Raw genomic sequence first — 22,926 nt, 5'->3', positions numbered from 1 at the left:
TGGCGTTATTCTGCATTCGCCTGACAACGCTGTCATGGTGTCCTGCACAATCGTGCGTTTCTCCCAGCCCTCCCGTCCAGGAAGACCCTCGCCCATGAAGCCCAGCCTTCCGCATTCCCGCACCTGCGCAGATCGTCGACGGCTGCGCCCCCTCCTGCTTGGTGTCGCGCTGGCGCTGGCCTGCGCGCCCGTCGTCGGTGCCGCGCCGGCCTCGAAGGGCGCGGCGCCGGCCCGGATCGACCCCGCGCACTGGCCGCAGCCGGCCTGGCCGCTGGCGCTGGACCCGGCGATGGAGAAACGCATCGACGCGCTCATGGCGGCGATGACGCTGGAGGAAAAGGTCGGCCAGGTGGTGCAGGGCGACATCGCCAGCATCACCCCGGACGACGTGCGCAAGTACCGGCTCGGCTCGATCCTGGCCGGCGGCGGCTCCGACCCCGGCGGCAAGTACAACGCTCCGCCCAAGGACTGGCTGGCGCTGGCCGACGCGTTCTGGGAAGCCTCGATGGATACCCGCGGCGGCGGCAAGGCGATCCCGATCATCTGGGGCATCGACGCCATGCACGGCCAGAGCAACGTGGTCGGCGCCACCCTGTTCCCGCACAACGTCGGCCTCGGCGCCACCCGCAACCCGGAACTGCTGCGCGAGATCGCCCGCATCACCGCCGCCGAGACCCGCGCCACCGGCATGGAGTGGACCTTCGCGCCGACCGTGGCGGTGCCGCAGGACGACCGCTGGGGCCGCGCCTACGAAGGCTATTCGGAAGACCCGGCGCTGGTGGCCAGCTACGCCGGGGTGTTCGTCGAGGGCCTGCAGGGCAAGGCCGGCGCGCCGGACTTCCTCGACGACCACCACGTGATGACCACGGTCAAGCACTTCCTCGGCGACGGCGGCACCGACAACGGCAAGGACCAGGGCGACACCACGGTCGATGAAGCGCAGCTGCGCGACATCCACGCTGCCGGCTACATACCGGCGATCGCCGCCGGCGCGCAGTCGGTGATGGCCTCATTCAACAGCTTCCACGGCGAGAAGATGCATGGCCACAAGCCGCTGCTGACCGACGTGCTGAAGCAGCGCATGCACTTCGGCGGCTTCGTCGTCGGCGACTGGAACGGCCACGGCCAGGTCAAGGGCTGCAGCAACACCGACTGCGCGCAGACCTACATCGCCGGCCTGGACATGGCGATGGCCCCGGATAGCTGGAAGGGCATGTACGAAAGCACCCTGGCGCATGCGAAGGACGGCACCCTGCCGGTGGCGCGGCTGGACGACGCGGTGCGCCGCATCCTGCGCGCCAAATTCCGCATGGGCTTGTTCGAGAAGCCCAAGCCCTCGGCGCGCGCACTGGGCGGCAAGTTCGAGCTGCTCGGCGCGCCGGAACACCGCGCGGTCGCGCGCCAGGCGGTGCGCGAATCGCTGGTGTTGCTGAAGAACCAGGGCGGCGTGCTGCCGCTGGCGCCGAAGCAGCGTGTGCTGGTAGCCGGCGACGGCGCCGACAACATGGCCAAGCAGGCCGGCGGCTGGACCCTGACCTGGCAGGGCGACGGCACCAGGCGCGCCGACTTCCCCAATGCCGACACCATCTGGGACGGCATGAAGGCGCAGGTGGAAGCGGCCGGCGGCAAGGCCGAACTGGCCGTCGATGGCGCCTACAAGAGCAAGCCGGACGTGGCGGTGGTGGTGTTCGGCGAGGAACCCTACGCCGAGTTCCAGGGCGACCTGCCGGACCTGATGTTCAAGGGCGGCAAGTCCGGCGACCTGGAACTGATCCGCAAGCTCAAGGCCGACGGCATCCCGGTGGTGGCGGTGTTCCTCAGTGGCCGTCCGCTGTGGATGAACCGCGAGATCAACGCCGCCGACGCCTTCGTCGCGGCCTGGCTGCCCGGTTCGGAGGGCGCTGGCGTCGCCGACGTGCTGCTGCGCAAGCCCGACGGCAGCGTACGCCATGACTTCCACGGCAAGCTGAGCTTCTCCTGGCCGCGCCGCGCCGACCAGTACGCCAACAACGTCGGCCAGAAGGGCTACGACCCGCAGTTCGCCTACGGCTACGGCCTGACCTACGCCGACAACGGCAACCTGCCGGCGTTGTCCGAGGACCCGGGCATCGACCCGAACGCCTCGCGCACCAGTGTCTGGTTCGACCGCGGCGTGGCGACCACCGGCCTGACCCTGCGCCTGACCGGCGCCGACGGCGAGGCGATGGACATCGTGCACCCCAACGCCGCGACCGCCGACGGTTCGGTGGTGATGACCGCGGTCAACACCGACGTGCAGGAAGGCGCGCGCCAGTTCGCGTTCAAGGGCGCCGGCCTCGTCGAACTGCGCGCGAACATGCCGCTGGACCTGGTGCGGGAAACCAACGGCGACGTGCTGGCGATCGCCAGCGTGCGGGTCGAGGCGCTGCCCGCCGGCGGCAAGGTGGATTACCTGGCCACCTGTGGCGCCGGCTGCCGCGGCGAGATCGCCATCGGCGACGCGCTGGCGAAGCTGCCGCAGGGCCAGTGGGCGCGCCTTGGCGTGCCGCTCAAGTGCCTGCGCGGCGCCGGCGCCGATACCGGCAGGCTGGACATGCCGTTCGCGCTGCGCGGCAGCGACGGCCTGCGCCTGTCGCTGGCCAGGGTGAGCATCGGCACCGACTACGACCGGAAGGTCGAATGCCCGGCGCCCTGAGCCTGCTGGCGGCGGCGCTCCTGTCCGGCGGTGCTGCGCAGGCCGCGCCGCCGGGCTGGGAGCTGGTGTGGCAGGACGAGTTCGACGGCCAGGCCATCGACCCGTCGAAGTGGGAGCTGGAAGACAACTGCTGGGGTGGCGGCAACCACGAGCAGCAGTGCTACACCCGGCGCCGCGATCGACGGCCGGGCGCCAACGCGTACCTGGCCGATGGCCTGCTGCACATCGTCGCCCGCCGCGAAACCTGGACCGGCCCCGCGTCCCCGGAGGGCCGCGGCACGGCCAGTGCCACGCTGCCCTACACCTCCGCGCGGCTGCGCACCAAGGGCCGCCAGGAGTGGACCTTCGGCCGTTTCGAGATCCGCGCTAGGCTGCCGGCCGGGCAGGGCAGCTGGCCGGCGATCTGGATGCTGCCCACCGGTTCGCCGCATGGGCGCTGGGCCGCTTCCGGCGAGATCGACATCATGGAGGCGGTGAACCTGGGCACGCCCTCGGACATGCCCGGCGCCGCGCCCGGCACCCCGGAAACGCGCGTGCACGGCACCCTGCACTATGGCCGCCAGCCGCCCGGCAACGTGCATGCCGGCACCTGGCATGTGCTGCCCGGCAGCGCGAACCCGGCCGATGGTTTCCACGTCTATGCGCTGGAATGGGAGCAGGACGAGATCCGCTGGTACGTCGATGGCGTGCACTACGCCAGCCAGCGCGCCGAAGACTGGTATTCGCAGCGGCAGGATGCGCGCGGCGGCTGGGTCGATGCGCCGCCTGGCGCTCCGTTCGATGCCGCCTCGAAATTCCACCTGCTGCTCAACCTCGCCGTCGGCGGCGACTGGGCGGGCAAGGTCAACGCCACCGGCATCGATCCGGCCGCCTACCCGCAGGCGATGCAGGTGGACTACGTGCGGGTCTACCGCTGCGGTGCCGGCCGCCCCGACGGCAGCGGCTGCGCCACGCGCGACCCGGCGGCGCAGCGGGTCGTCCCCGGGAGGCCGAAACCGTAGGAGCGCACCTTGGTGCGCGATGGGGCCTCATCGCGCACCAAGGTGCGCTCCTACGAGGATCGCCCGTTACAGCGGCAGCGGCGCCTGCATCGGCTCGATGCGGCCCTCGCCGCGGGTGATCTTCTTGAATTCGGCGCGGCTGACCGACACGTAGCGGTCGTTGCCGCCGATCTCCACCTGCGGGCCGTCCTGCACCGCGAAACCGTTCCCGTCCACGCGCACGGTCATCGTCGCCTTCTTGCCGCTGTGGCAGATGGTCTTGATCTCCTGCATCTCGTCGGCCCAGGCCAGCAGGTACTGGCTGCCCTCGAACAGCTCGCCGCGGAAATCGGTGCGCAGGCCGTAGCACAGCACCGGGATGCGCAGCTGGTCCACGACCTCGCTCAGCTGCCACACCTGTGCCTTGCTCAGGAACTGCGCCTCGTCCACCAGCACGCAGCCCAGGCGCCCGTGCGCGGCCATGTCGCGTTCGACCAGTTGTTGCAGGTCGGTGTCGTGGTCGAAGGCGGTGGCCTCGGCCTGCAGCCCGATCCGTGAGGCGACCACGCCGCTGCCGGCGCGGTGGTCCAGGCGCGGGGTCAGGATCGCCACACGCATGCCGCGCTCGCGGTAGTTGTGCGCCGACTGCAGCAGGGTGGTGGTCTTCCCGGCGTTCATCGCCGAATAGTAGAAGTAGAGCTTGGCCATGGGACTGGGAACGGGAACGTGGTGAATGGGAACGAGGAACGGAAGGCAACGGCTGGCCCTGCGAGGTGACAGAATACCCGCCGCCGGCCGGCCCCGGCTCTCCCGCATTCCCCGTTGCCGTTCACTCGTTCCTCGCCTGCAGATGCTCGATTCCCTCAATCCTCCCCAACGCGCGGCGGTGCTGCACACCGAAGGCCCCCTGCTGGTGCTGGCCGGCGCCGGCAGCGGCAAGACCCGCGTGATCGTGGAGAAGATCGCCCACCTGATCGGCAGTGGCCGCTACAGCGCCCGCCGCATCGCCGCGATCACCTTCACCAACAAGTCGGCCAAGGAAATGCGCGAGCGCGTGGCCAAGCGCCTGCGCGGTGGCCCGGCCGAGGAGGTGACCATCTGCACCTTCCACGCGCTGGGATTGAAGTTCATGCAGATCGAGCACGCCGCGGTGGGCCTGAAGCGCGGTTTCTCGATCTTCGACGCCGACGACGCGGCGGCGCAGGTCAAGGACCTGCTGGGCGGCAGCAATGCCAAGCCCGACGACATCGAGGACATGAAGAACCTGATCTCGCGCGCCAAGAACGCCGGCCTCTCGCCGGAGCAGGCGATGCGCGCGGCGCGCAGCAACCGCGAGAAGGACGCGGCCATGGTGTACGAGCTGTACCAGGCGCGGCTGACGGCCTTCAACGCGGTCGACTTCGACGACCTGATCCGCCTGCCGGTGCAGGTGCTGGAGGAGAACCCGGACATCGCGCTGGCCTGGCGCGAACGCATCGGCTACCTGCTGGTGGACGAATGCCAGGACACCAACGACGCCCAGTACCGCCTGCTCAAGCAGCTGGCCGGGCCGGCCGGCAACTTCACCTGCGTGGGCGACGACGACCAGTCCATCTACGCCTGGCGCGGCGCCAACCCGGAGAACCTGCAGAACATGGCGGTGGAGTATCCGTCGCTGCAGATCATCAAGCTGGAGCAGAACTACCGCTGCTCCAACCGTGTGCTGCGCGCGGCCAACGCGCTGATCGCGCACAACCCGCACGAGCACCTGAAGACGCTGTGGTCCGACCAGGCCGACGGCGAGCGCATCCGCGTGTGGGAATGCCGCAACAGCGAGCACGAGGCGGAGAAGGTGGCCGCCGAGATCCAGTTCATCGCCACCAGCCGGCGCGTGCCGTGGAGCGATTTCTGCATCCTGTTCCGCGGCAACTTCCAGAGCCGGCCGCTGGAAAAGGCGATGCAGCTGGTCGGCGTGCCCTACCACCTGACCGGCGGCACCGTGTTCCTGGAACGGCAGGAAGTGAAGGACACGCTGGCCTGGCTGCGGCTGCTGGTGAACCCGGACGACGACACCGCGTTCATGCGAGCGGTGCAGGCGCCCAAGCGCGACGTCGGCGCCGGCACCCTGGCCAAGCTGGCCGAACTGGCCTCGGAGAAGGGCATGTCGATGGCGCAGGCGGCCGAGGCGATGGGCGCGCTGGCGCAGCTGCCGCCGCGCGCGGCCAACAGCCTGAGCCGCTTCACCGACATCCTGCGCGCGCTGCGCATGGACATGCGCCAGAGTTCCTCCGGCGACCTGGTGCGGCGCGTGGCCAGGGACTCGGGCCTGCTGGCCGAACTGCGCCACCAGGCCAAGGACACCGCCGGCTACGAGCGCCGCGCCAACAACCTGGAAGAACTGGCCTCGTGGTTCGAGAACGGCCCGCGCGGCGCCAGCGCCGCGGACATGGCCGCGCAGCTGGCGCTGATCTCGCGCAACGACAAGGACGACGGCGGCAACCAGGTGCGCATGATGACCCTGCACGCCTCCAAGGGCCTGGAATTCCCGTACGTGTTCATCGTCGGCTGTGAGGACGGCGTACTGCCGCACCAGGTCAGCCTCGACGAGGGCAACCTGCAGGAGGAGCGGCGCCTGCTGTACGTGGGCATCACCCGCGCCAAGATCCAGCTGTGGATGAGCTACAGCCGCCTGACCCGCAAGTTCGGCGAGCACGTGCGGCTCAAGCCCAGCCGCTTCTTCGACGAACTGCCGGCGGCGGAGATCCAGCGCGATGGCGCCGACCCGGTGGCCGACGCGGCGAACAAGAAGGAGCGCGCGCAGGCCGGGCTGGCGGCGATCCAGGCGCTGTTCGACTAGGCGTCCTCCGGCGCTTGCGCATGTCCGCGGCCGGAGCGACGCTGCCGGGCGACGACCATGGGCGGGGCAGGCGATGTTGATCGAAACCGAACGGCTGCGGCTGCGCCCGCTGCGCGACGACGACGGCGATGCCGCGGCGATGCTGGAGCTGCTCAACGAGCCGGGCTTCCACCGCCATATCGGCGACCGCGGCATCCGCACGCTGGAACAGGCGCGCGACTGCATCCGCAACGGTCCGATGGTGAGCTATGCGCGCCATGGTTATGGCATGTACGCGGTCGAGCGGCGCAGCGACGGTACGTGGCTGGGCAACGCCGGGCTGGTGCATCGCGCGGCGCTGCCGCATGCCGACGTGGGCTACGCGCTGCTGGAGCGCCATGCCGGCCAGGGCTATGCGCTGGAAGCGGCGCGGGCGGTGCTGGCCCATGCGCGCAGCGCGCTGGGGCTGGATACGCTGTGCGCGATCGTGGCTCCCGGCAATGCGCGTTCGGTAGCACTGCTGGAGAAGCTTGGCTTCGGGGCCGCCGGCACCGTGCGCCTGCCCGGCAAGGACGAGGACCTGCTGTTCTTCCTCAACAGACCGACAATCCGGTAGCTCGGGTTGCACTTCCGATGCGCGGGACGCAGGACGCGCATGCCGGGGGCATGACCGCGACCTGCCTCGCTCCGTAGGCGAGGGGTTTGCCCCTCGCGGGGCATTCCGGGCGATGTCCCCTGCGGGGCAAGCCCCGCAGCTGCGTCTGGATCAACCTTCCAGCCGGGACTGCAACTGCGCCAGCTGTTCCTGCAGCGCCGCCACGGTGGCTTCCAGCTGCTGCACGCGCTCTTCCAGCGCGCCGCCGTCCGCCGCGGCGGAAGAGGGCGCGCGGTACTGCGCCGCCAGTGCGTCCACATCCACCGGACCGCCCAGCAGATGCATGTAGCGGTCCTCGCGCTGGCCAGCGGCGCGCGGCAGCTGCACCACCAGGTCGCGCTGGATCAGGCGCCCGAGCTGGTGGCGCAGGTCCTCGGCGTCGGCGAACTTCGCCATCCGCTCGCTGCGCGTGGCCAGCTCGCCGGCGGTCTGCGGACCACGCAGCAGCAGCAGGCCGAGCAGCGCGACCTGCTGGCGCGGCAGGTCCAGCCTGGCGCCTAGCAGGTGTTCGTAGCGCTCGGCGCGCGCGGAGAAATGCTGGCGGGCCAGGCCCATCGTCTCCAGCTGGCGCAGCGCGTGCTGCACGTTGCCGGCGTCCAGGGCCATCACCGGGTCGCGCGCGGTCTTCTGGTTGGCGGCGGTCTGGGTGGCGTTGACGGTCAGCGGGTAGGCTTCCGGCGTGGTCGCCTCCTTCTCGATCAGGCAGCCGAGCACCCGCATCTGCGTGGCGTCGAGCACGGGAACGGGCGAGGAGGGGGTGGTATCGGTCATCGTCGGCATCCGGTCGCGCGAGGGGGCGCAAGCATAGCCGAGGGCGAAACCGGGGTCAGGGCAGGAGTCCGGCCGGATCCCGATTCCGGGCCCGGGGCGGGCAGGACAGCGAGCCGGTAAACTTGCCGGGTTTTCGTTCTGTCCGGTAGCCGCACCCATGTCCCGAACCCCGACCTCCCTCCTGCTTGCCGGCGCGCTGCTGTCGCTGGCCGCCTGCAGCACGTCCCGCCCCCTGGTCCACGGCGAACCCGCCGGCCCGGCTGCGGTCGTCGCGGCGCCGGCCGCGGTTGCCGCCGATGGCGCCAACGACAACCTCAACGCCGTGCTGTGGGTGCAGCGTGCGCAGGAATACCGCGCCAATTCCCTGCAGACCTGGCGCGCCGCGGCCGCGCAGCTGGACCGCGCGCTGGCCGACCGCTCGTGGACCGCGCTGCTGCCGGAAGAAGGCGGCAGCCACCAGTCGGCCAAGTTGAAGCCGGCGGTGGTGGTGGACGTGGACGAGACCGTGCTGGACAACTCGCCCTACCAGGCGCGGCTGGTGCGCAACGGCGGCAGCTACGACGATGCCAGCTGGGATGCCTGGGTGTCCGAAGGCAAGGCCGGCGCGGTGCCGGGCGCGGTCGAATTCGCCCAGGCCGCCGCCACCAAGGGCGTGACCATGATCTACATCACCAACCGCACCGAGCACATGAAGGACGTCACCCTGGCCAACTTGCGCCGGCTGGGCTTCCCAGTGGCCGGCGACGACGTCTACCTGGGCTTGGACAAGTACGTGCCCGGCTGCGAGCAGGAAGGCAGCGAGAAGGCCTGCCGCCGCCAGCTGGTGGCGCAGCAGTACCGCGTGCTGATGCAGTTCGGCGACCAGCTCAGCGACTTCGTCGCGATCGGCGTCAACACCCAGGCCGGCCGCGACGCGCTGCTGCAGGCCCACCAGGGCTGGTTCGGCCAGCGCTGGTGGATGCTGTCCAACCCGACCTACGGCGGCTGGGAGCCGGCGCAGTTCAACAACGCCTGGTCGCTGCCCGAATCCGAGCGCCGCGCCGCCAAGCGCGCCGCGCTGGACGTCGCCCAATGAACCGCGGCCCGCTACCGCTGCGTGCCGACGAGCGCCTGATCTTCGCGCTGGACGTACCGGGGCGCGCCGAGGCCATCGACTGGGTCGAGCGGCTCGGCGACGCCGTGTCCTTCTACAAGATCGGCATGGAACTGCTGGCCTCCGGCGAGTACTTCGCGGTGCTCGACGAACTGGCCAGGCGCGACAAGCGCGTGTTCGTCGACCTGAAGTTCTTCGACATTCCCGCCACGATCGCCGGCGTCGTCCGCCGTCTTTCGCAGTGGCCGGTGAGCTACTGCACCATCCACGGCTGGCATCCGGCGATGATGGAAGCCGCCGCGGCGGCCAACACCTCGGACATGCGCCTGCTGGCGGTCACCGTGCTGACCTCGATGGGCCGCGCCGACCTGGCGCAGATGGGCATCGACCGCGAGCCGGTGGACGTGGTGGTCGAGCGCGCGCTGGCCGCGCAGCGTGCCGGCATCGACGGCGTGATCGCTTCCGGCCAGGAAGCGGCGCCGATCCGCGCCGCCACCGGCGCCGGCTTCTCCATCGTCTGCCCCGGCATCCGCCCCGGCGGCCCGGCGGGCGACGACCAGCAGCGCACGGTCGGTGTGGCGCAGGCCTTCCGCGACGGCGCCGATGCCATCGTCGTCGGCCGCCCGATCCGGCTGGCGCCGGACCCGCGCGCGGCGGCGCAGGCCATGCAACGTGAAGTTGCGGATTTTTCATTTGAAAATCAATGGATTACGCATTGATTCATGAAGTGTTGCATTAACTGAAGAGGGCGCGTAGGCTGTGCCCGTCCCGGCATTGCCGGCGATGTGTCACATGTCCCCGGCCCTGCCGGTTTGAGGAGGTTCGCCACCGGCAACGGGGCGGCCTCTTTTTTTATGCGCGGCGTTCCCCGGCCTTGTAGGAGCGACTTCAGTCGCGACGGGCTTTACCGGTGAAGCCCCATCGCGACTGAAGTCGCTCCTACAGTCCGGCAGTCCCGCAAGCACGCTTGCCGCTGTCACCGGGCAGGCCGCAAGATGCGACGGCCCCGGGGAGGACCAACGACGCCATGCCACGCCGTTCATCTCGCAGCCGTTCGCATCTCCTGTTTCTGTCCCTGTGCGCCGTGGCGGTGCTCGCCGCCGGCTGCCGGCGGTCGCAGGAACCCCTGCCCGGCGCCGCCACCGAACCGGCCGCCGCCGTGCGCCAGCTGGTCCAGCACCTGCACGACGACGACCTGGAAGGCTACGCCCGCGCGGCGGTGCCACCGGCGCAGTACGCCGAACTGGAAGCGGCCTGGGCCCAGGGCCACAGCCGTTGGCCGCTGGACGAACTGCCCCTGCACGACAAGCTGCCGGCGCTGCTGGCCACGCTGTCGGCGGCCGATGCGGAAACCCGGCTGCAGCGCGCGTTCAAGGCGCAGATCGCCGGGCAGACCGCCAGCGTGCGCCAGGCCGCGCACTCGCTGGGCCTGTTCGGCGAGCAGTACATCAGCCACCAGGGCGACTACAGCGACGACGAGCGCGCCCACTACGTGCAGCTGGTCAGGGCGCTCGGCGACTGGGCCCAGGCCGCGCCGCTGTCCGATCCGAAGCTGGCCGGCGCGGCCATCGCCACCCTGACCGCCGCCGCGCGCGCCACCGGGCTGGACAGCGACGCCGCCCTGCAGGAAGCGGGCATGACCGGCAGCCTGCAGCGGCTGGCGCCGTTCGCCAAGGCCGCCAAGCAGGTGCTGGCCGGCTACGGGCTGTCGCTGGACGACAGCATCGCCCGGCTGCGCACCGGCCTGATCAGCCAGAAGGGCGACCGCGCCACCGTGCACGTGCAGTACCCGCTGGCCGGCAAGGACATCGACCTGCAGGTGGCGCTGGAGCGCCGCCAGGGGCGCTGGTACCTGGTGCGTACCCTGGCCGAGGTGGACGCGGTGCTGGCTGCCGCGCGCGCCGCCGCACCGGCGCCGGAACAGGGCGGTGCCCTCCCGCCTGGAGCCGGGGACGACACCGGGGACAGCCCGGCGGCGGCGGCTAAGCCATAATGTCGCCGATGTCGAAACAGAATTCCCGGCCCGAACAGGGCGAACTCCTGCCGTCGGGCGAGGCCAGCGCCCCGGCCTCGTCCCCCCTGCCGCCGACCCCGGCCGGCCGTCCGCCCGTGCGCCAGGGCCGGCGCCCGCTGTGGGCGCGCCTGCTCGGCCGGCTGATCGAGCCGTGGCTGGGCCTGAAGATCGAACCGGAACAACTGCAGCACGACCCGGCGCAGCCGGTGGTCTACGTGCTGGAGGACTACGGCCTGTCCAATGCGCTGATCCTGGACAAGGCCTGCCGCGACGCCGGCCTGCCGTCGCCGCTGGTGCCGCTGCCCGGCGACCCGACCGGGCGCAAGCGCGCCTACGTGGCGTTGTCGCGGCGTTCGAGCAACAACGCCTTGATCCCCGAGCAGCGCGGCGCCCGCACCCATTCCGATTCGCTGGCCCGGCTGCTGCAGGCGCACCGCGCCAACCCGGCGCTGGACGTGCAGCTGGTGCCGGTGTCGATCTTCGTCGGCCGCGCCCCGGACAAGCAGAGCGGCTGGTTCGCCGTGCTGTTCTCGGAGAACTGGGCGCTGGTCGGCCGCTTCCGCCGGCTGCTGGCGGTGCTGCTCAACGGCCGCGACAGCATCGTGCGCTTCGCCGCGCCGATCTCGCTGCGCCAAACCGTGGACGAAGGGCTGGAGCCGGAGCGCACGGTGCGCAAGCTGCAGCGCGTGCTGCGCGCGCACTTCCGCCGCATCCGCGAATCGATCATCGGCCCGGACCTGTCCACCCGCCGCCTGCTGGTGGACAAGGTGCTGGAAGCGGACACCGTGCGCGAGGCCATCGCCGCCCAGGCCAAGCGCGACAACTCCAAGCCGACCGATGCCTGGAAGAAGGCGCAGGGCTACGCCTGGGAGATCGCCGCCGACTACTCCACCCCGGTGGTGCGTTCGGCCAGCTTCCTGCTCAGCCACGTCTGGAACCGCATCTACGCCGGCGTGCTGGTCCACCACCTGGACAAGTTCAAGGAGGCCGCGCCCGGGCACGAAGTCGTCTACGTGCCCAGCCACCGCAGCCACATGGACTACCTGCTGCTGAGCTACCTGCTGTACGACCGCGGCATCGTGCCGCCGCACATCTTCGCCGGCATCAACCTCAACCTGCCGGTGGTCGGCACCCTGCTGCGCAAGGGCGGCGCGTTCTTCGCGCGGCGCAGCTTCCGCGGCAATCCGCTGTACTCGGCGGTGTTCTCCGAATACATGGCGCAGCTGGTCTCCGGCGGTTATTCCATCGAGTACTTCGTCGAGGGCGGGCGCTCGCGCACCGGCCGCCTGCTGCAGCCCAAGGGCGGCGTGATCTCGATGACGCTGCGCGCGTTCCTGCGCCAGCCGCGCAAGCCGGTGCTGTTCCAGCCCATCTACATCGGCTACGAGAAGCTGATGGAGGGCAACAGCTATCTGGACGAACTGTCCGGCCGGCCGAAGGAGAAGGAATCGATCTGGGCGCTGCTGTGGGGCATCCCCAAGGTGCTCAAGCAGAACTACGGCCAGGTGGTGGTGAACTTCGGCGAGCCGATCGCGCTCAACGACGTGCTGGCCGAACACGCCCCCGAGTGGGACGGCCGGCCGGTGCCCGAGGACGAGAAGCCGGCGTGGCTGATGAAGACGGTCGATACGCTGGCGCAGAACATCAACGTGCACGTCAATGCCGCCGCCGACGTCAACCCGATCAACCTGCTGGCGCTGGCGCTGCTGTCCACGCCCAAGCACGCGATGGGCGAGGCCGACCTGATCGCGCAGATCGAACTGTGCAAGAAGCTGCTGGTGGAGATGCCGTACTCGGACCGGGTGACGGTCACCCCGCATTCGCCCGAGCGCATCATCGCCCACGCCGAGGAGATCAACGTCCTCACCCGCGTCAAGCATCCGCTGGGCGACGTGCTCAGCGTCAGCGGCGACACCGCGGTGCTGCTGAGCTATTTCCGCAACAACGTGCTGCACCTGTTCACCGCCTCTTCGTGGGTGGCCTGCTGCTTCCAGAACAACCGCCGCATGAGCCGCGCCGGCCTGCTGCGGCTGGGCCGCGGGCTCTACCCGTTCCTGCAGCAGGAGCTGTTCCTGCCGTGGACCGAGGACGAATTCGCCGCGCGCATCGAGCAGACCATCAACGTATTCGTGCGCGAAGGCCTGCTGCAGCAGGTGGGCGAGGACGAGGGCGGCATGCTCGCGCGCAGCACCGGCCAGACCGACGAGGTGTTCCGCCTGCGCGCCATCGGCCACTCGCTGCAGCAGGCGTTCGAGCGCTACTACATCGCCATCTCGGTGCTGGTGAAGAACGGCCCCGGCGTGCTCGGCGCCGCCGAGCTGGAAAGCCTGTGCCAGCAGGCCGCGCAGCGCCTGAGCCTGCTCTACGCCCCGGCCGCGCCGGAGTTCTTCGACAAGACCCTGTTCCGCGGCTTCATCCAGAAGATGCGCGAACTGCGCCTGGTCTGGCCGGACGAGAACAGCAAGCTGCTGTTCGACGAGCGCCTCGACGCCTGGGCCAAGGACGCCAAGTTCATCCTTGGCCGCGAACTGCGCCACACCATCGAGCGCGTGAGCCCGGAAGCGGTGAAACCGGAGGAGCCGGCGGCGGGCTGATGGCTCCGCCGACACGCAACCCGGCGGCGACACGCAATGCGGCAACAGGTTTCCTGCTGGCGGTGACGATCTCCGGGTGTTGGCGGCGATACATGCCATGCGCACCTGGCCACGCGGCACTTCCGTGTGGTCAGCACCTTCGGATGAAGTAATGTCGCCGCTGGGCAGTGGACGGAGGATCGCTGCCATCCGGGCGTAGCTGCGGCAATGCGATGCATCCTTCTTGCTGGAAGCAAGCCGCGTCATCGACCGCTACGTGATCTGAACGCCCGCCGCCAATACCGGCGGCTCAGGCCGGCTCGTCCGGAATCAGCATGCTTTCCAGCCGGGCGATGCAGTCCTTGAGCTGCAGCTTGCGCTTCTTCAGGCGCTTGGCTTCCAGGTCGTCGTCCGGGTTGGCCGCTAGCTTGGCGATGCGCTCGTCCAGGCTGCGGTGCTCGGCCCGCAGTTCGGCGGTGCGCTGGCTGATCTCGGCGGGCGTCAGGGTTTCCATGGACATCGAGCATACAGGCTGTCGCACCATGCGCGAGGGGGCGCCGCCAAGCCGGTAGAATGCAGCCGATGAGTGCCGTCATTCCCCTTCCCGATCCCGCGCCCCGCGCCCGCGATTCGCGCATGGCCGAGCGCGAACACCACAAGCTCGCCAAGCGCCTGCGCCGCCAAGTCGGCCAGGCCATCGCCGACTTCGGCATGATCGAGGCCGGCGACAAGGTCATGGTCTGCCTGTCCGGCGGCAAGGACAGCTACACCCTGCTGGACATCCTGCTGCAGCTGCAGAAGAAGGCGCCGGTGCCGTTCGAACTGGTGGCCGTGAACCTGGACCAGAAGCAGCCGGGTTTCCCCGAGCACGTGCTGCCGGAATACCTGGCCGGCATCGGCGTGCCGTACCACATCATCGAGCAGGACACCTATTCGGTGGTCAGCCGGGTGATCCCGGAAGGCAAGACCATGTGTTCGCTGTGCTCGCGCATGCGCCGCGGCTCGCTGTACAGCTATGCCGAGGAGAACGGCTTCACCAAGATCGCGCTGGGCCACCACCGCGACGACATGGTGGCGACGTTCTTCATGAACCTGTTCCACCACGCCAAGATTTCCGGCATGCCGCCCAAGCTGCGCAGCGACGACGGCCGGCACGTGGTGATCCGCCCACTGGCCTACGTGCGCGAGAGCGACATCGTCGACTACGCGGCCGCGCGCCAGTTTCCGATCATCCCGTGCAACCTGTGCGGCAGCCAGGAGAACCTGCAGCGCAGGCAGGTCGGGCTGATGATGAAGCAGTGGGAAAAGGAGCACCCCGGCCGCATCGAGCAGATCTCGCGCGCCATGGGCGACATCCGCCCCTCGCAGATGGCCGATCCGAACCTGTTCGATTTCCTGGCGCTGGGCCGCCGCGACGGCGCGCCGCTGCCCGATGCGCATGCCTGGCTGGCCGGCGGCGAGAAGCAGGAAGAACCAGAAGCCCCTCTCCCACCGGGAGAGAGGCCGGGGTGAGGGCGATGGCGTCCTGATGCTTCCGGCATCGATGGCTTCGTCCGCCCCTCATCCGCCCTTCGGGCACCTTCTCCCGGCGGGAGAAGGGAAAAACCCGCATCCCCTTTCCCAGTTCCCGGATCCCCGATGTTTTTCAAGAATCTCACCCTGTTCCGCTTCCCCACCTCCGTCGATTTCTCCGAGGTCGATACCCTGCTGCCGCACGTCGTGCTCAAGCCGGTCGGCGCGCTGGAAATGAGCTCGCGCGGCTTCATCTCGCCGTTCGGGCGCGAGGAGAAGGAGCAGTTCTCGCACCGCATCGGCGATGCGCTGTGGCTCACCGTCGGCGGCGAGGAGAAGATCCTGCCCGGCGCGGTGGTCAACGACCTGCTGGCGCGGAAGCTCGAGGAGATCGAGGAGAAGGAAGGGCGCAAGCCCGGCGGCCGCGAGCGCAAGCGGCTGAAGGACGATCTGCTGCACGAACTGCTGCCGCGCGCCTTCGTCAAGAGTTCGCGCACCGACGCCTTCCTCGACCTGCAGCACGGTTACGTCGCGGTGGACAGTTCCAGCCGCAAGACCGGCGAGAACGTGATGAGCGACATCCGCGGCATGCTCGGCAGCTTCCCGGCGATGCCGCTGAATGCGGAAGTCGCGCCGCGCGCGATCCTGACCGCGTGGATCGCCGGCGAACCGCTGCCCGAAGGCCTGAGCCTGGGCGAAGAGTGCGAGATGAAGGACCCGGTCGAGGGCGGCGCGGTGGTCAAGTGCCAGCACCAGGAACTGCGCTGCGACGAGATCGACAAGCACCTGGACGCCGGCAAGCAGGTCACCAAGCTGGCGCTGGTGTTCGAGGACAACCTGTCCTTCGTGCTCGGCGACGACCTGATCGTGCGCAAGCTCAAGTTCCTCGACGGCGCGCTGGACCAGCTCGAACACATCGACGAGGAAGGCCGCCGTGCCGAACTGGACGCGCGCTTCGCGCTGCAGAGCGGCGAGATCCGGCGCCTGTTCCTGCTGCTGGAGCAGGCGTTCAAGCTGAGCAAGGCCGACAGCTGAACGGGCAATCCACCTACCTGCCCGGCGAACGGGCAGGGACTATGCTGGGCACATGGCCAACCTGTTCCGCCGTCTGATCGCACCCGCCGCGCCAAGCATCCAGCGCGACACGGTGCGGCTGCGCCTGGACGACGCCGAGATCGACGTGCTGCGCGTACGCGACCCGCGTGCGCGCCGGCTCAAGCTCAGCGTGGACGAACGCGGCGCGCGGCTGACGATGCCGCTGCGGACCAGCCTGGTTGCCGGCGAACGCTTCCTGCACGACAACCGGCAGTGGCTGCAGCAGCAGCTGGCGCGCTTCGACGGCGACGGCCTGCTGGTGCCGCCGCTGGTCCTGCGCGAGCCCGGCGCCTTGCCGCTGCACGGGGCGCTGTTGCCGGTGCGCTGGCAGGACGGCCGTTTCACCCGGATCGAGGTGGATGCGGCGGGCGCCTGCATCCAGCTGCCGACGCGGGCCGGCGACGCCTCGCTGCGCCGCGTGCTGCGCGAGTTCTATGAGGCGCAGATGCGCGCCGACGTCGGGCGCTGGCTGCCGGCCTACCTGCCGGGGCTGCCGCGCGCGCCGGTGCGGTTGCGGCTGAAGGTGATGTCCTCGCAGTGGGGCTCGCTGGCGCCGGACGGCTCGATGGCGCTGGACCTGGCGCTGGCGTTGGCGCGTCCCTCGGCCTGCGAGTACGTGCTGGTCCACGAGCTGTGCCACCTGATGCAGGCCAACCATTCGCCGGCCTTCTGGGCCGAGGTCGAGGCGCGTTTTCCGCATTGGCGGCAGGAGCGCGACTATCTGCGCGAAGAAGGGCGCCGGCTCAAGGCGGCCCTGCGGCAGCTGCTCAGCCCCCCGTAGGAGCGGCTTCAGCCGCGATGGGGCTCTACCGGTAAAGCCCCATCGCGGCTGAAGCCGCTCCTACGATAAAGAGTGGCATCGGCGGGAATGCTTGCCTGGTGCTACAGGAAGAGGACGAAGCCGCGGATCAAGGCCGCTACCGCGTCGGGCTGGTCCATGTACAAGACGCTATGGTTATGGCGCAGCAGCGCGGCGTTCGCGAGGCAGGCCGCCGGTTCAATGCGGCCATGCGGCAACTGTTCCGCAAACGGTAGGAGCGGCTTCAGCCGCGAGAAGCCTTCCCGGTAAAGCCCCATCGCGGCTGAAGCCGCTCCTACGAAAAGAGTGGCATCGGCAGGGATGCTTGCCCGGTGTTACAGGGAGAGGATGAAGTCGCCAACCACGGCCGCCACCGCGTCGGGCTGGTCCATGTGCAGATGGTGGTGGCCTGGCAGGGTGTGCAGGCGGCCATGCGCCAGCAACGCCGCGCGCTGGCTGCGTTCCGGCTCAGGGAAGTACGCCTGCGCCGGCGTGGCGTAGATCACCTGCGCCGGGCATTGGATGGCGGCCAGTACGTCGCGCACCTGGTCCTCGGTCATGCGCACTGCCGTGGGCAGCATCAGCCGCGGATCGCTGCGCCAGCTCCAGCCGCCTTCGACCGGGCGCACGCCGCGTTCGACCAGCAGCCGTGCCGAGTCCTCGTCCAGCTGGTTGGCCAGCATGCGCGCGCGCACCGGCGCGGCGAGGTCGGCGAACACGCGCAGCTGCTTGTCGCCAAGCGTGGCCAGCGCCGCCACATGCGCGCGCAACCGGACGACGGTTTCCTCCGCCGGGGCGGCGAGTCCGCCGAGCGCCTCGATCGCGACCAGCGCGCGTACCCGCTGCGGCGCCACCGCGGCCACCAGGCTGGCGATGGCAGCGCCCATCGAATGGCCCAGCAGCACGCAGCGCTCCCAGCCCAGCGCATCCATGATCGCCAGCACCTGCACGATCGCCTGCGGCGTGGTGTAGGCCGCATCGGCGGGCAGGTGATCGCTCTGGCCATGGCCGGGCAGGTCGACCATCGCCCAGTCCAGGTCCGGCAGCCGCGCCGCCAGCGGGACGAAGCTGGCGGCGTTGTCGAGCCAGCCGTGCAGGGCCAGCACCGGCATGCCGCCGGCCGTGCCGGTGCGGAGCCCGGCCACGCGCAGTCCGCCGGCATTCAGTGCGAACGGCGTGGTCATGCCGTCTGCGCGGTCGCCAGCGCGGCCAGCGCGCGGGCGTGGGCGGGCGTGTCGTTCAGGCAGGGGATGTAGCGCATGGCGGCGCCGCGTTCGGCGACGGTGGCGGTGAAGCCCATCGCCACTTCCTCCAGCGTTTCCAGGCAGTCGGTGGCGAAGCCGGGGCAGACCACGTCGAGCGTCTTCGCCCCGCCTTCGGCCAGCGCCCACAGTGTGGGCTCGGCATAGGGCTGCAGCCAGCGCTCGCGGCCGAAGCGCGACTGGTAGGCCAGCTGCCAGTCGCCCTCGCCCAGTTCGAGGGCGGTGGCGATGGCGCGCGCACTGGCCTCGCAGCGCTGCGGATAGGGGTCGCCGGCGTCGGCCAGCCGTTGCGGGATGCCATGGAAGGAGAACACCAGCCGGTCGCCACGGCCGTGCCGCTGCCAGTAGTCGCGGATCGAATCGGCCACCGCCGCCACCCACCGCGGGTCGTCGGCGTAATCGCGGACGAGGCGAACGTCCACGTCGCGGTGGCGCGCCTGCCACTGCTGCACCTGGTCCTCGACCGAGGCGGTGGTGGTGGTCGAATACTGCGGGTACAGCGGCAGCACCACGATGCGCGTGGTACCCGCCGCGGCCAGCGCGTCTAGCGCGGGCAGCAACGCCGGCTGGCCGTAGCGCATGGCCTCGCGCACCTGCCAGTGCGGCAGTTCGATGGCGAGGTTCGCCGCCAGGCGACGGGTGTACACCGCCAGCGGGGAGCCCTCGGGCAGCCAGACCTGCGCGTACTTGTGCGCCGAGCGGCCGCCGCGCAGCGGCAGGATCAGCCCGTACAGCAGCGGCTTCCACAACAGCGGAGGAATCGAGACCACGCGCGGGTCGCCGAGGAACTCGGCCAGGTAGCGACGCACCGCCGCGGCGGTGGGTGTCTCGGGCGTGCCTAGGTTGACCGCGAGCAGCGCGGTGGTGGGTGCGTCGGACATTCGCGCATTGTCGCAGAAGCAGGAAACGCGGTAGGGGTCGCGGAACGAAAAAGCCGCCCGCCGCGGCTGCCGCTTTCCACCGGCAGCGGAAGAAACGGCGCGGGCCTGCTCCCCGCCTTCGCGCCGGGTTCGGGGAGCGGGATGTCCCGCCCCCTGCTTGCGCCCCGCCGCGCTTTTCCCGGGCGCGGCCGCGCCGCCATTCCGCTCACTCCCGATTCATCGCCGTGCTTCCAATCTCCATCGCTTGCCGTATCTTTCCGTGCATCGACCTGTGGAGTCCGCCATGCGCCGCCTGCCGTACATCGCTCTGCTGCTGTCCGCCAGCCTGTTGTCCGCCACCGCCGTGGCCGGCCCGCAGGAGGACCAGCGCGCCCGCAACGCCGTGCGCGTGCTGGGCGAAATCCAGGAGATTCCCGAGCAGGCGATCCCGGACAAGCTGCTCGACGAGGGCCGCGCGATCATCGTCATTCCCGACACCATCAAGGCCGGCCTGGTGCTCGGCGGGCGCCGCGGCCATGGCCTGATGTCGGTCAAGACCGCCGACGGCAGCTGGTCCAACCCGGTGTTCGTCAAGCTCACCGGCGGCAGCATCGGTTTCCAGGCCGGCGTGCAGTCCTCCGACGTGATCCTGGTGTTCCGCAACAACCGCAGCCTGGACAACATCGTCAACGGCAAGTTCACCCTGGGCGCCGATGCCGGCGTGGCCGCCGGCCCGGTCGGGCGCAGCGCCGCCGCCGCCACCGACGGCCAGCTCAAGGCCGAGATATGGTCGTGGTCGCGCGCGCGCGGCCTGTTCGCCGGCGTGGCGCTGGATGGCGCGGTGCTGTCCATCGACGATGCCGCCAACCTCGACGCCTACGGCCAGGGCACCACGCCGCGCATGATCCTCGAAGGCCGCCTGAATGCGGCGCCTTCCAGCGACGTGGTCGCCTTCCGCGACCGCCTGGAAGAGTCCACCTACGCCGCGCGCGAGAAGCGCGGCACCCAGGGCGCCGCCGCGCCGGTAGCGTCGTCGGCGCCGCGCGCGCAGCCGGTCGCCGTGTCGGGCAATGCGCAGCAGGGCAGCGAGGCCACCACCCAGCCGCTGCAGCCGGCCACCACCGAGCCCGCGCCGCAGCAGGGTTTCCAGCCGGTGTCCGAAGGCGAGATCCGCACCGAGTCGCTGGACGGCGGCAACTGACCTTCGGCAGGGGCGTCCGGCAGGGCCGGGTGCGTTATGCTCAACGGCCTCCACACCGAATAACGCGAGCGGATCATGGGCAGTTTCAGCATCTGGCATTGGTTGATCGTGCTGGTCATCGTCGTGCTGGTGTTCGGCACCAAGCGGCTGACGAGCGGCGCCAAGGATCTGGGCAGCGCGGTCAAGGAATTCAAGAAGGGCATGCGCGAGGAAGACACCCCGCCGGCGCGCCTGAACGACGAATCGCGCGAACGCGAATCCAGCCGCGACACGCAGGCCGAGCGCGACCGCGAAACGCGCTGAACCGAAGGTTCCAGGCGTGTTCGATATCGGCTTTGGCGAACTGCTGCTGATCGCGGTGGTGGCGCTGGTGGTGCTGGGCCCGGAACGGCTGCCCAAGGCGGCGCGCTTTGCCGGGCTGTGGGTGCGCCGTGCGCGCAACCAGTGGGATTCGGTCAAGCAGGAACTGGAGCGCGAGCTGCAGGCCGAGGAGCTCCAGCGCAACCTGCGCAGCGTGCGCCAGTCGGTGCAGCAGGCCGAACGCGGACTGCAGGAAGGCGCCACGCAGCTGCACGGCGAAGTCGACGCGCTGCGTCGCGAGGTCGATGCGCCCGCCGCATCCGCGCAGCCTGCCGTCGATGCCGCCAAGGACGCTCAGGCCGGCTCCCTGCCGGCGCCCGTCGCCGGGGCGCATGAAGCGGACGCGCAGGCAACGACGGAGATAGCCGGGCCGCCGGAACAGCGGGAGCGCGCGCCATGAGCGACGAGTTCTCCGAGAGCCCGCTGATCGAACACCTGATCGAACTGCGCGCGCGGCTGGTGCGCGGCCTGCTCGGACTGGGCGTGGTGCTGCTGGCGCTGCTGCCGTTCTCGCGCGCCCTGTACAGCCACCTCGCCACCCCGCTGATCTCGCAGCTGCCCGCCGGGCAGTCGATGATCGCGACCAATCCGGCCGGCGCGTTCTTCGCACCGCTCAAGCTGACCTTCTTCACTGCCGTGTTCATCGCCGTGCCCTGGCTGCTGTACCAGGCCTGGGCGTTCGTGGCGCCGGGCCTGTATGCGCGCGAGAAGCGCCTGGCCCTGCCGCTGCTGGGATCGGCCGTGGCGCTGTTCTACATCGGCTGCGCGTTCGCCTATTTCCTGGTGCTGCCGGCGGTGTTCCATTTCCTGACCACCTTCCGCCCGGACGTCATCGCGATCACCCCGGACGCCAGCGCCTACCTGGATTTCGTGCTGGCGATCTTCTTCGCCTTCGGCGCCAGCTTCGAGCTGCCGGTGGCGATGGTGATCCTGGTGCTGCTGGGCTGGGTGACGCCACAGCAGCTGCGCGAGGGGCGCGGCTACGCCATCGTCGGCATCTTCGTGCTGGCGGCGGTGCTGACCCCGCCGGACGTGGTCTCGCAGCTGATGCTGGCGATCCCGATGTGCGTGCTCTACGAACTGGGCATCCACGCCGCGCGCTGGCTGATGCCGCGCAAGCAGGCGGTATCGGAGCCGTAGGCGGGACCTGCCCAGCCCGGGGTTTTCCGGTAGTTACCTGCGCGGGGCGGCTTCTGCCGCCCGCGGGACGACTCAGGCTTCGAAGACGTGCGTGTCGAGCGCCGGCGGCACCGCGCCGGCCGGGCCGAGCATCTGCTTCCAGGCCGCGTACACCGCGCCGGCGAACACCGGCATCAGCACCGCCATCAGCAGCAGCTGCGCCACCGCCATGGCCACGGTCTGACCGGCGATCAGGCCGACGATGACCGCCAGGATCATCACCGCGAAATAGATCGCGAAGATGGCGATGAAGGCCAGCACGAAGAACACCAGCATCGCCGGCAGGTTGCGCAGGCTCGAACGCAGGCTGCGGCGCAGTGCGTGCCAGCCGCCGACGCGCTGGAACATCACCTGCGGCGGCATCACGAACAGCGCCAGGGTGAGCGCGGCGAAGGCGGCCAGCATCAGCAGCAGCCACAGCAGGATGCGGCCGGCCGGCAGCGTCGCCACCAGCGCCTCGATCTGCGCCGGGTCCGGCTGCGCGCCGGACTGGCTCAGTTCGTTGAGGCGCAGCATCACCTCGGACAACCGCTGCAGGCCGTCGGTGCCGACCAGCACCAGCAGCAGCGTGCCCAGCACCAGCGCGGCCACCAGCTGCGGCAGCAGGGCCACCAGCAGGTGCGGCGCGCGGCCTTCGCGCACGCCTTCGAGCAGGTGCGACGGGCGCGCCTGGCGGTTCTGGTCGACTTCGCGCACGGCCCACAGCAGGCCGCCCATGAACAGCGGGCCGGCCAGCAGCAGCAGCAACTGCACCAGCGTGCCCAGCGCCGGCACCAGCAGGGACAGCGACAGCACCAGCGAGGTGCCTACGCCCCACAGGATGCCCAGCGAGCCCAGCGCCAGCGGCGCGCGCTTGAGCAGGCCGAAGCCGACCAGCAGCCATTCCGCGCCGGCGGAGGCCGGCACCTTGCGAATATCGCCCATTGCAGTTCCGAAAAGGGGAGGGCGCCGGCGACAGGCCGGCGCTGGGCGGATTATCGCCCGAAACCCCGTCCGGATTTATGAGGAACAAGTAACGGTGCGGCGGTGGCGCGGGGAGACTGTTTCGGGCTGCCGCCTTGCCGGGCACCCGCGTGGCGTCCC

General features: G+C 70.1%; 22 protein-coding genes. 15 read left to right on the top strand and 7 right to left on the bottom strand.

What is annotated here, in order from left to right:
• Positions 1-94 precede the first annotated feature (94 nt).
• Both CQ393_RS04060 and CQ393_RS04055 read left to right on the top strand, forming a co-directional pair.
• Entirely contained in the window at positions 95-2,674 is a 2,580-nt protein-coding gene (locus CQ393_RS04060) for a glycoside hydrolase family 3 protein (RefSeq protein ID WP_153190346.1), read from the top strand.
• Positions 2,659-3,675 (top strand): glycoside hydrolase family 16 protein, encoded by a 1,017-nt coding sequence (locus CQ393_RS04055; protein ID WP_153190345.1) that lies wholly within the window; start codon positions 2,659-2,661, stop codon positions 3,673-3,675. Before CQ393_RS04060 ends, CQ393_RS04055 begins: the two co-directional genes overlap by 16 nt.
• 66 nt (positions 3,676-3,741) lie before the next feature.
• On the opposite strand, the gene CQ393_RS04050 is transcribed toward CQ393_RS04055, so the two are convergent.
• Positions 3,742-4,362, bottom strand: a complete 621-nt coding sequence (locus CQ393_RS04050) for a thymidine kinase (protein ID WP_153190344.1) — start codon at positions 4,360-4,362, stop codon at positions 3,742-3,744.
• Positions 4,363-4,504: 142 nt separating this feature from the next.
• Here CQ393_RS04050 and CQ393_RS04045 point away from each other — a divergent pair, with 142 nt between their 5' ends.
• Positions 4,505-6,490 (top strand): UvrD-helicase domain-containing protein, encoded by a 1,986-nt coding sequence (locus CQ393_RS04045; RefSeq protein WP_153190343.1) that lies wholly within the window; start codon positions 4,505-4,507, stop codon positions 6,488-6,490.
• Positions 6,491-6,563: 73 nt separating this feature from the next.
• Positions 6,564-7,085: a GNAT family N-acetyltransferase gene (locus tag CQ393_RS04040; protein ID WP_153190342.1), complete on the top strand. Its 522-nt coding sequence runs from the start codon at positions 6,564-6,566 to the stop codon at positions 7,083-7,085.
• A 150-nt stretch (positions 7,086-7,235) separates the two neighbouring features.
• Here the strand turns inward: CQ393_RS04040 and CQ393_RS04035 are convergent, their stop codons facing one another.
• The gene (locus CQ393_RS04035) at positions 7,236-7,895 is read right to left on the bottom strand and encodes a DUF480 domain-containing protein (protein WP_153190341.1); all 660 of its coding nucleotides are present in this window, start codon (positions 7,893-7,895) and stop codon (positions 7,236-7,238) included.
• Positions 7,896-8,052: 157 nt separating this feature from the next.
• On the opposite strand from CQ393_RS04035, the gene CQ393_RS04030 reads away from it, so the two are divergent.
• The 4 genes from CQ393_RS04030 to plsB all read left to right on the top strand — a co-directional run bounded on the left by CQ393_RS04030 (position 8,053) and on the right by plsB (position 13,596).
• A complete protein-coding gene (locus tag CQ393_RS04030; RefSeq protein ID WP_153190340.1) occupies positions 8,053-8,970 on the top strand; it encodes a 5'-nucleotidase, lipoprotein e(P4) family in 918 nt (305 codons plus the stop codon).
• Positions 8,967-9,707: an orotidine-5'-phosphate decarboxylase gene (gene pyrF / locus CQ393_RS04025; protein ID WP_153190339.1), complete on the top strand. Its 741-nt coding sequence runs from the start codon at positions 8,967-8,969 to the stop codon at positions 9,705-9,707. Before CQ393_RS04030 ends, pyrF begins: the two co-directional genes overlap by 4 nt.
• A gap of 365 nt (positions 9,708-10,072) precedes the next feature.
• On the top strand, positions 10,073-10,981 hold the full coding sequence (locus CQ393_RS04020) for a hypothetical protein (protein ID WP_194269587.1): 909 nt from the start codon (positions 10,073-10,075) through the stop codon (positions 10,979-10,981).
• A complete protein-coding gene (gene plsB / locus CQ393_RS04015; RefSeq protein ID WP_153190338.1) occupies positions 10,981-13,596 on the top strand; it encodes a glycerol-3-phosphate 1-O-acyltransferase PlsB in 2,616 nt (871 codons plus the stop codon). The genes CQ393_RS04020 and plsB overlap by 1 nt, the downstream gene beginning before the upstream one ends.
• A 289-nt stretch (positions 13,597-13,885) precedes the next feature.
• Here plsB and CQ393_RS04010 read toward each other — a convergent pair whose 3' ends face one another.
• The gene (locus CQ393_RS04010) at positions 13,886-14,089 is read right to left on the bottom strand and encodes a YdcH family protein (protein ID WP_153190458.1); all 204 of its coding nucleotides are present in this window, start codon (positions 14,087-14,089) and stop codon (positions 13,886-13,888) included.
• Positions 14,090-14,157: 68 nt separating this feature from the next.
• Here CQ393_RS04010 and ttcA point away from each other — a divergent pair, with 68 nt between their 5' ends.
• The 3 genes from ttcA (at position 14,158) to CQ393_RS03995 (ending at position 16,963) form a co-directional block, all read left to right on the top strand.
• Positions 14,158-15,087: a tRNA 2-thiocytidine(32) synthetase TtcA gene (gene ttcA, locus CQ393_RS04005; protein ID WP_194269586.1), complete on the top strand. Its 930-nt coding sequence runs from the start codon at positions 14,158-14,160 to the stop codon at positions 15,085-15,087.
• Between the two features lie 126 nt (positions 15,088-15,213).
• Positions 15,214-16,122, top strand: a complete 909-nt coding sequence (locus tag CQ393_RS04000; RefSeq protein ID WP_153190336.1) for a recombination-associated protein RdgC — start codon at positions 15,214-15,216, stop codon at positions 16,120-16,122.
• 52 nt (positions 16,123-16,174) lie between these two features.
• Positions 16,175-16,963 carry a SprT family zinc-dependent metalloprotease gene (locus CQ393_RS03995; protein ID WP_153190335.1) on the top strand — a complete coding sequence of 263 codons (789 nt, stop codon included), beginning with the start codon at positions 16,175-16,177 and terminating at the stop codon, positions 16,961-16,963.
• Between the two features lie 101 nt (positions 16,964-17,064).
• Here the strand turns inward: CQ393_RS03995 and CQ393_RS03990 are convergent, their stop codons facing one another.
• From CQ393_RS03990 to hemH, 3 genes are all read right to left on the bottom strand, one after another.
• Complete coding sequence (locus tag CQ393_RS03990) at positions 17,065-17,259, bottom strand: hypothetical protein (RefSeq protein WP_153190334.1); 195 nt, start codon at positions 17,257-17,259, stop codon at positions 17,065-17,067.
• A gap of 57 nt (positions 17,260-17,316) precedes the next feature.
• Entirely contained in the window at positions 17,317-18,093 is a 777-nt protein-coding gene (locus CQ393_RS03985; RefSeq protein ID WP_228114266.1) for an alpha/beta hydrolase, read from the bottom strand.
• A 68-nt stretch (positions 18,094-18,161) separates the two neighbouring features.
• Entirely contained in the window at positions 18,162-19,124 is a 963-nt protein-coding gene (hemH, locus tag CQ393_RS03980; RefSeq protein ID WP_153190332.1) for a ferrochelatase, read from the bottom strand.
• A 283-nt stretch (positions 19,125-19,407) separates the two neighbouring features.
• On the opposite strand from hemH, the gene CQ393_RS03975 reads away from it, so the two are divergent.
• From CQ393_RS03975 to tatC, 4 genes are all read left to right on the top strand, one after another.
• Positions 19,408-20,304, top strand: coding sequence for a lipid-binding SYLF domain-containing protein (locus CQ393_RS03975; protein ID WP_153190331.1), 897 nt, complete (start codon positions 19,408-19,410; stop codon positions 20,302-20,304).
• A 75-nt stretch (positions 20,305-20,379) separates the two neighbouring features.
• Positions 20,380-20,607 (top strand): Sec-independent protein translocase subunit TatA, encoded by a 228-nt coding sequence (gene tatA, locus CQ393_RS03970; protein WP_153190330.1) that lies wholly within the window; start codon positions 20,380-20,382, stop codon positions 20,605-20,607.
• 16 nt (positions 20,608-20,623) lie between these two features.
• Positions 20,624-21,064: a Sec-independent protein translocase protein TatB gene (tatB, locus tag CQ393_RS03965; RefSeq protein WP_343199503.1), complete on the top strand. Its 441-nt coding sequence runs from the start codon at positions 20,624-20,626 to the stop codon at positions 21,062-21,064.
• Positions 21,061-21,804 carry a twin-arginine translocase subunit TatC gene (gene tatC, locus CQ393_RS03960; RefSeq protein WP_153190329.1) on the top strand — a complete coding sequence of 248 codons (744 nt, stop codon included), beginning with the start codon at positions 21,061-21,063 and terminating at the stop codon, positions 21,802-21,804. Before tatB ends, tatC begins: the two co-directional genes overlap by 4 nt.
• A 72-nt stretch (positions 21,805-21,876) precedes the next feature.
• Here the strand turns inward: tatC and CQ393_RS03955 are convergent, their stop codons facing one another.
• Entirely contained in the window at positions 21,877-22,767 is an 891-nt protein-coding gene (locus tag CQ393_RS03955) for a BPSS1780 family membrane protein (RefSeq protein ID WP_153190328.1), read from the bottom strand.
• Between the last annotated feature and the right edge of the window lie 159 nt (positions 22,768-22,926).

Source organism: Stenotrophomonas sp. MYb238 (genome assembly GCF_009496535.1).
Taxonomy (GTDB): Bacteria; Pseudomonadota; Gammaproteobacteria; order Xanthomonadales; family Xanthomonadaceae; genus Stenotrophomonas.
This window is presented reverse-complemented; position numbering and strand designations above follow the sequence as displayed.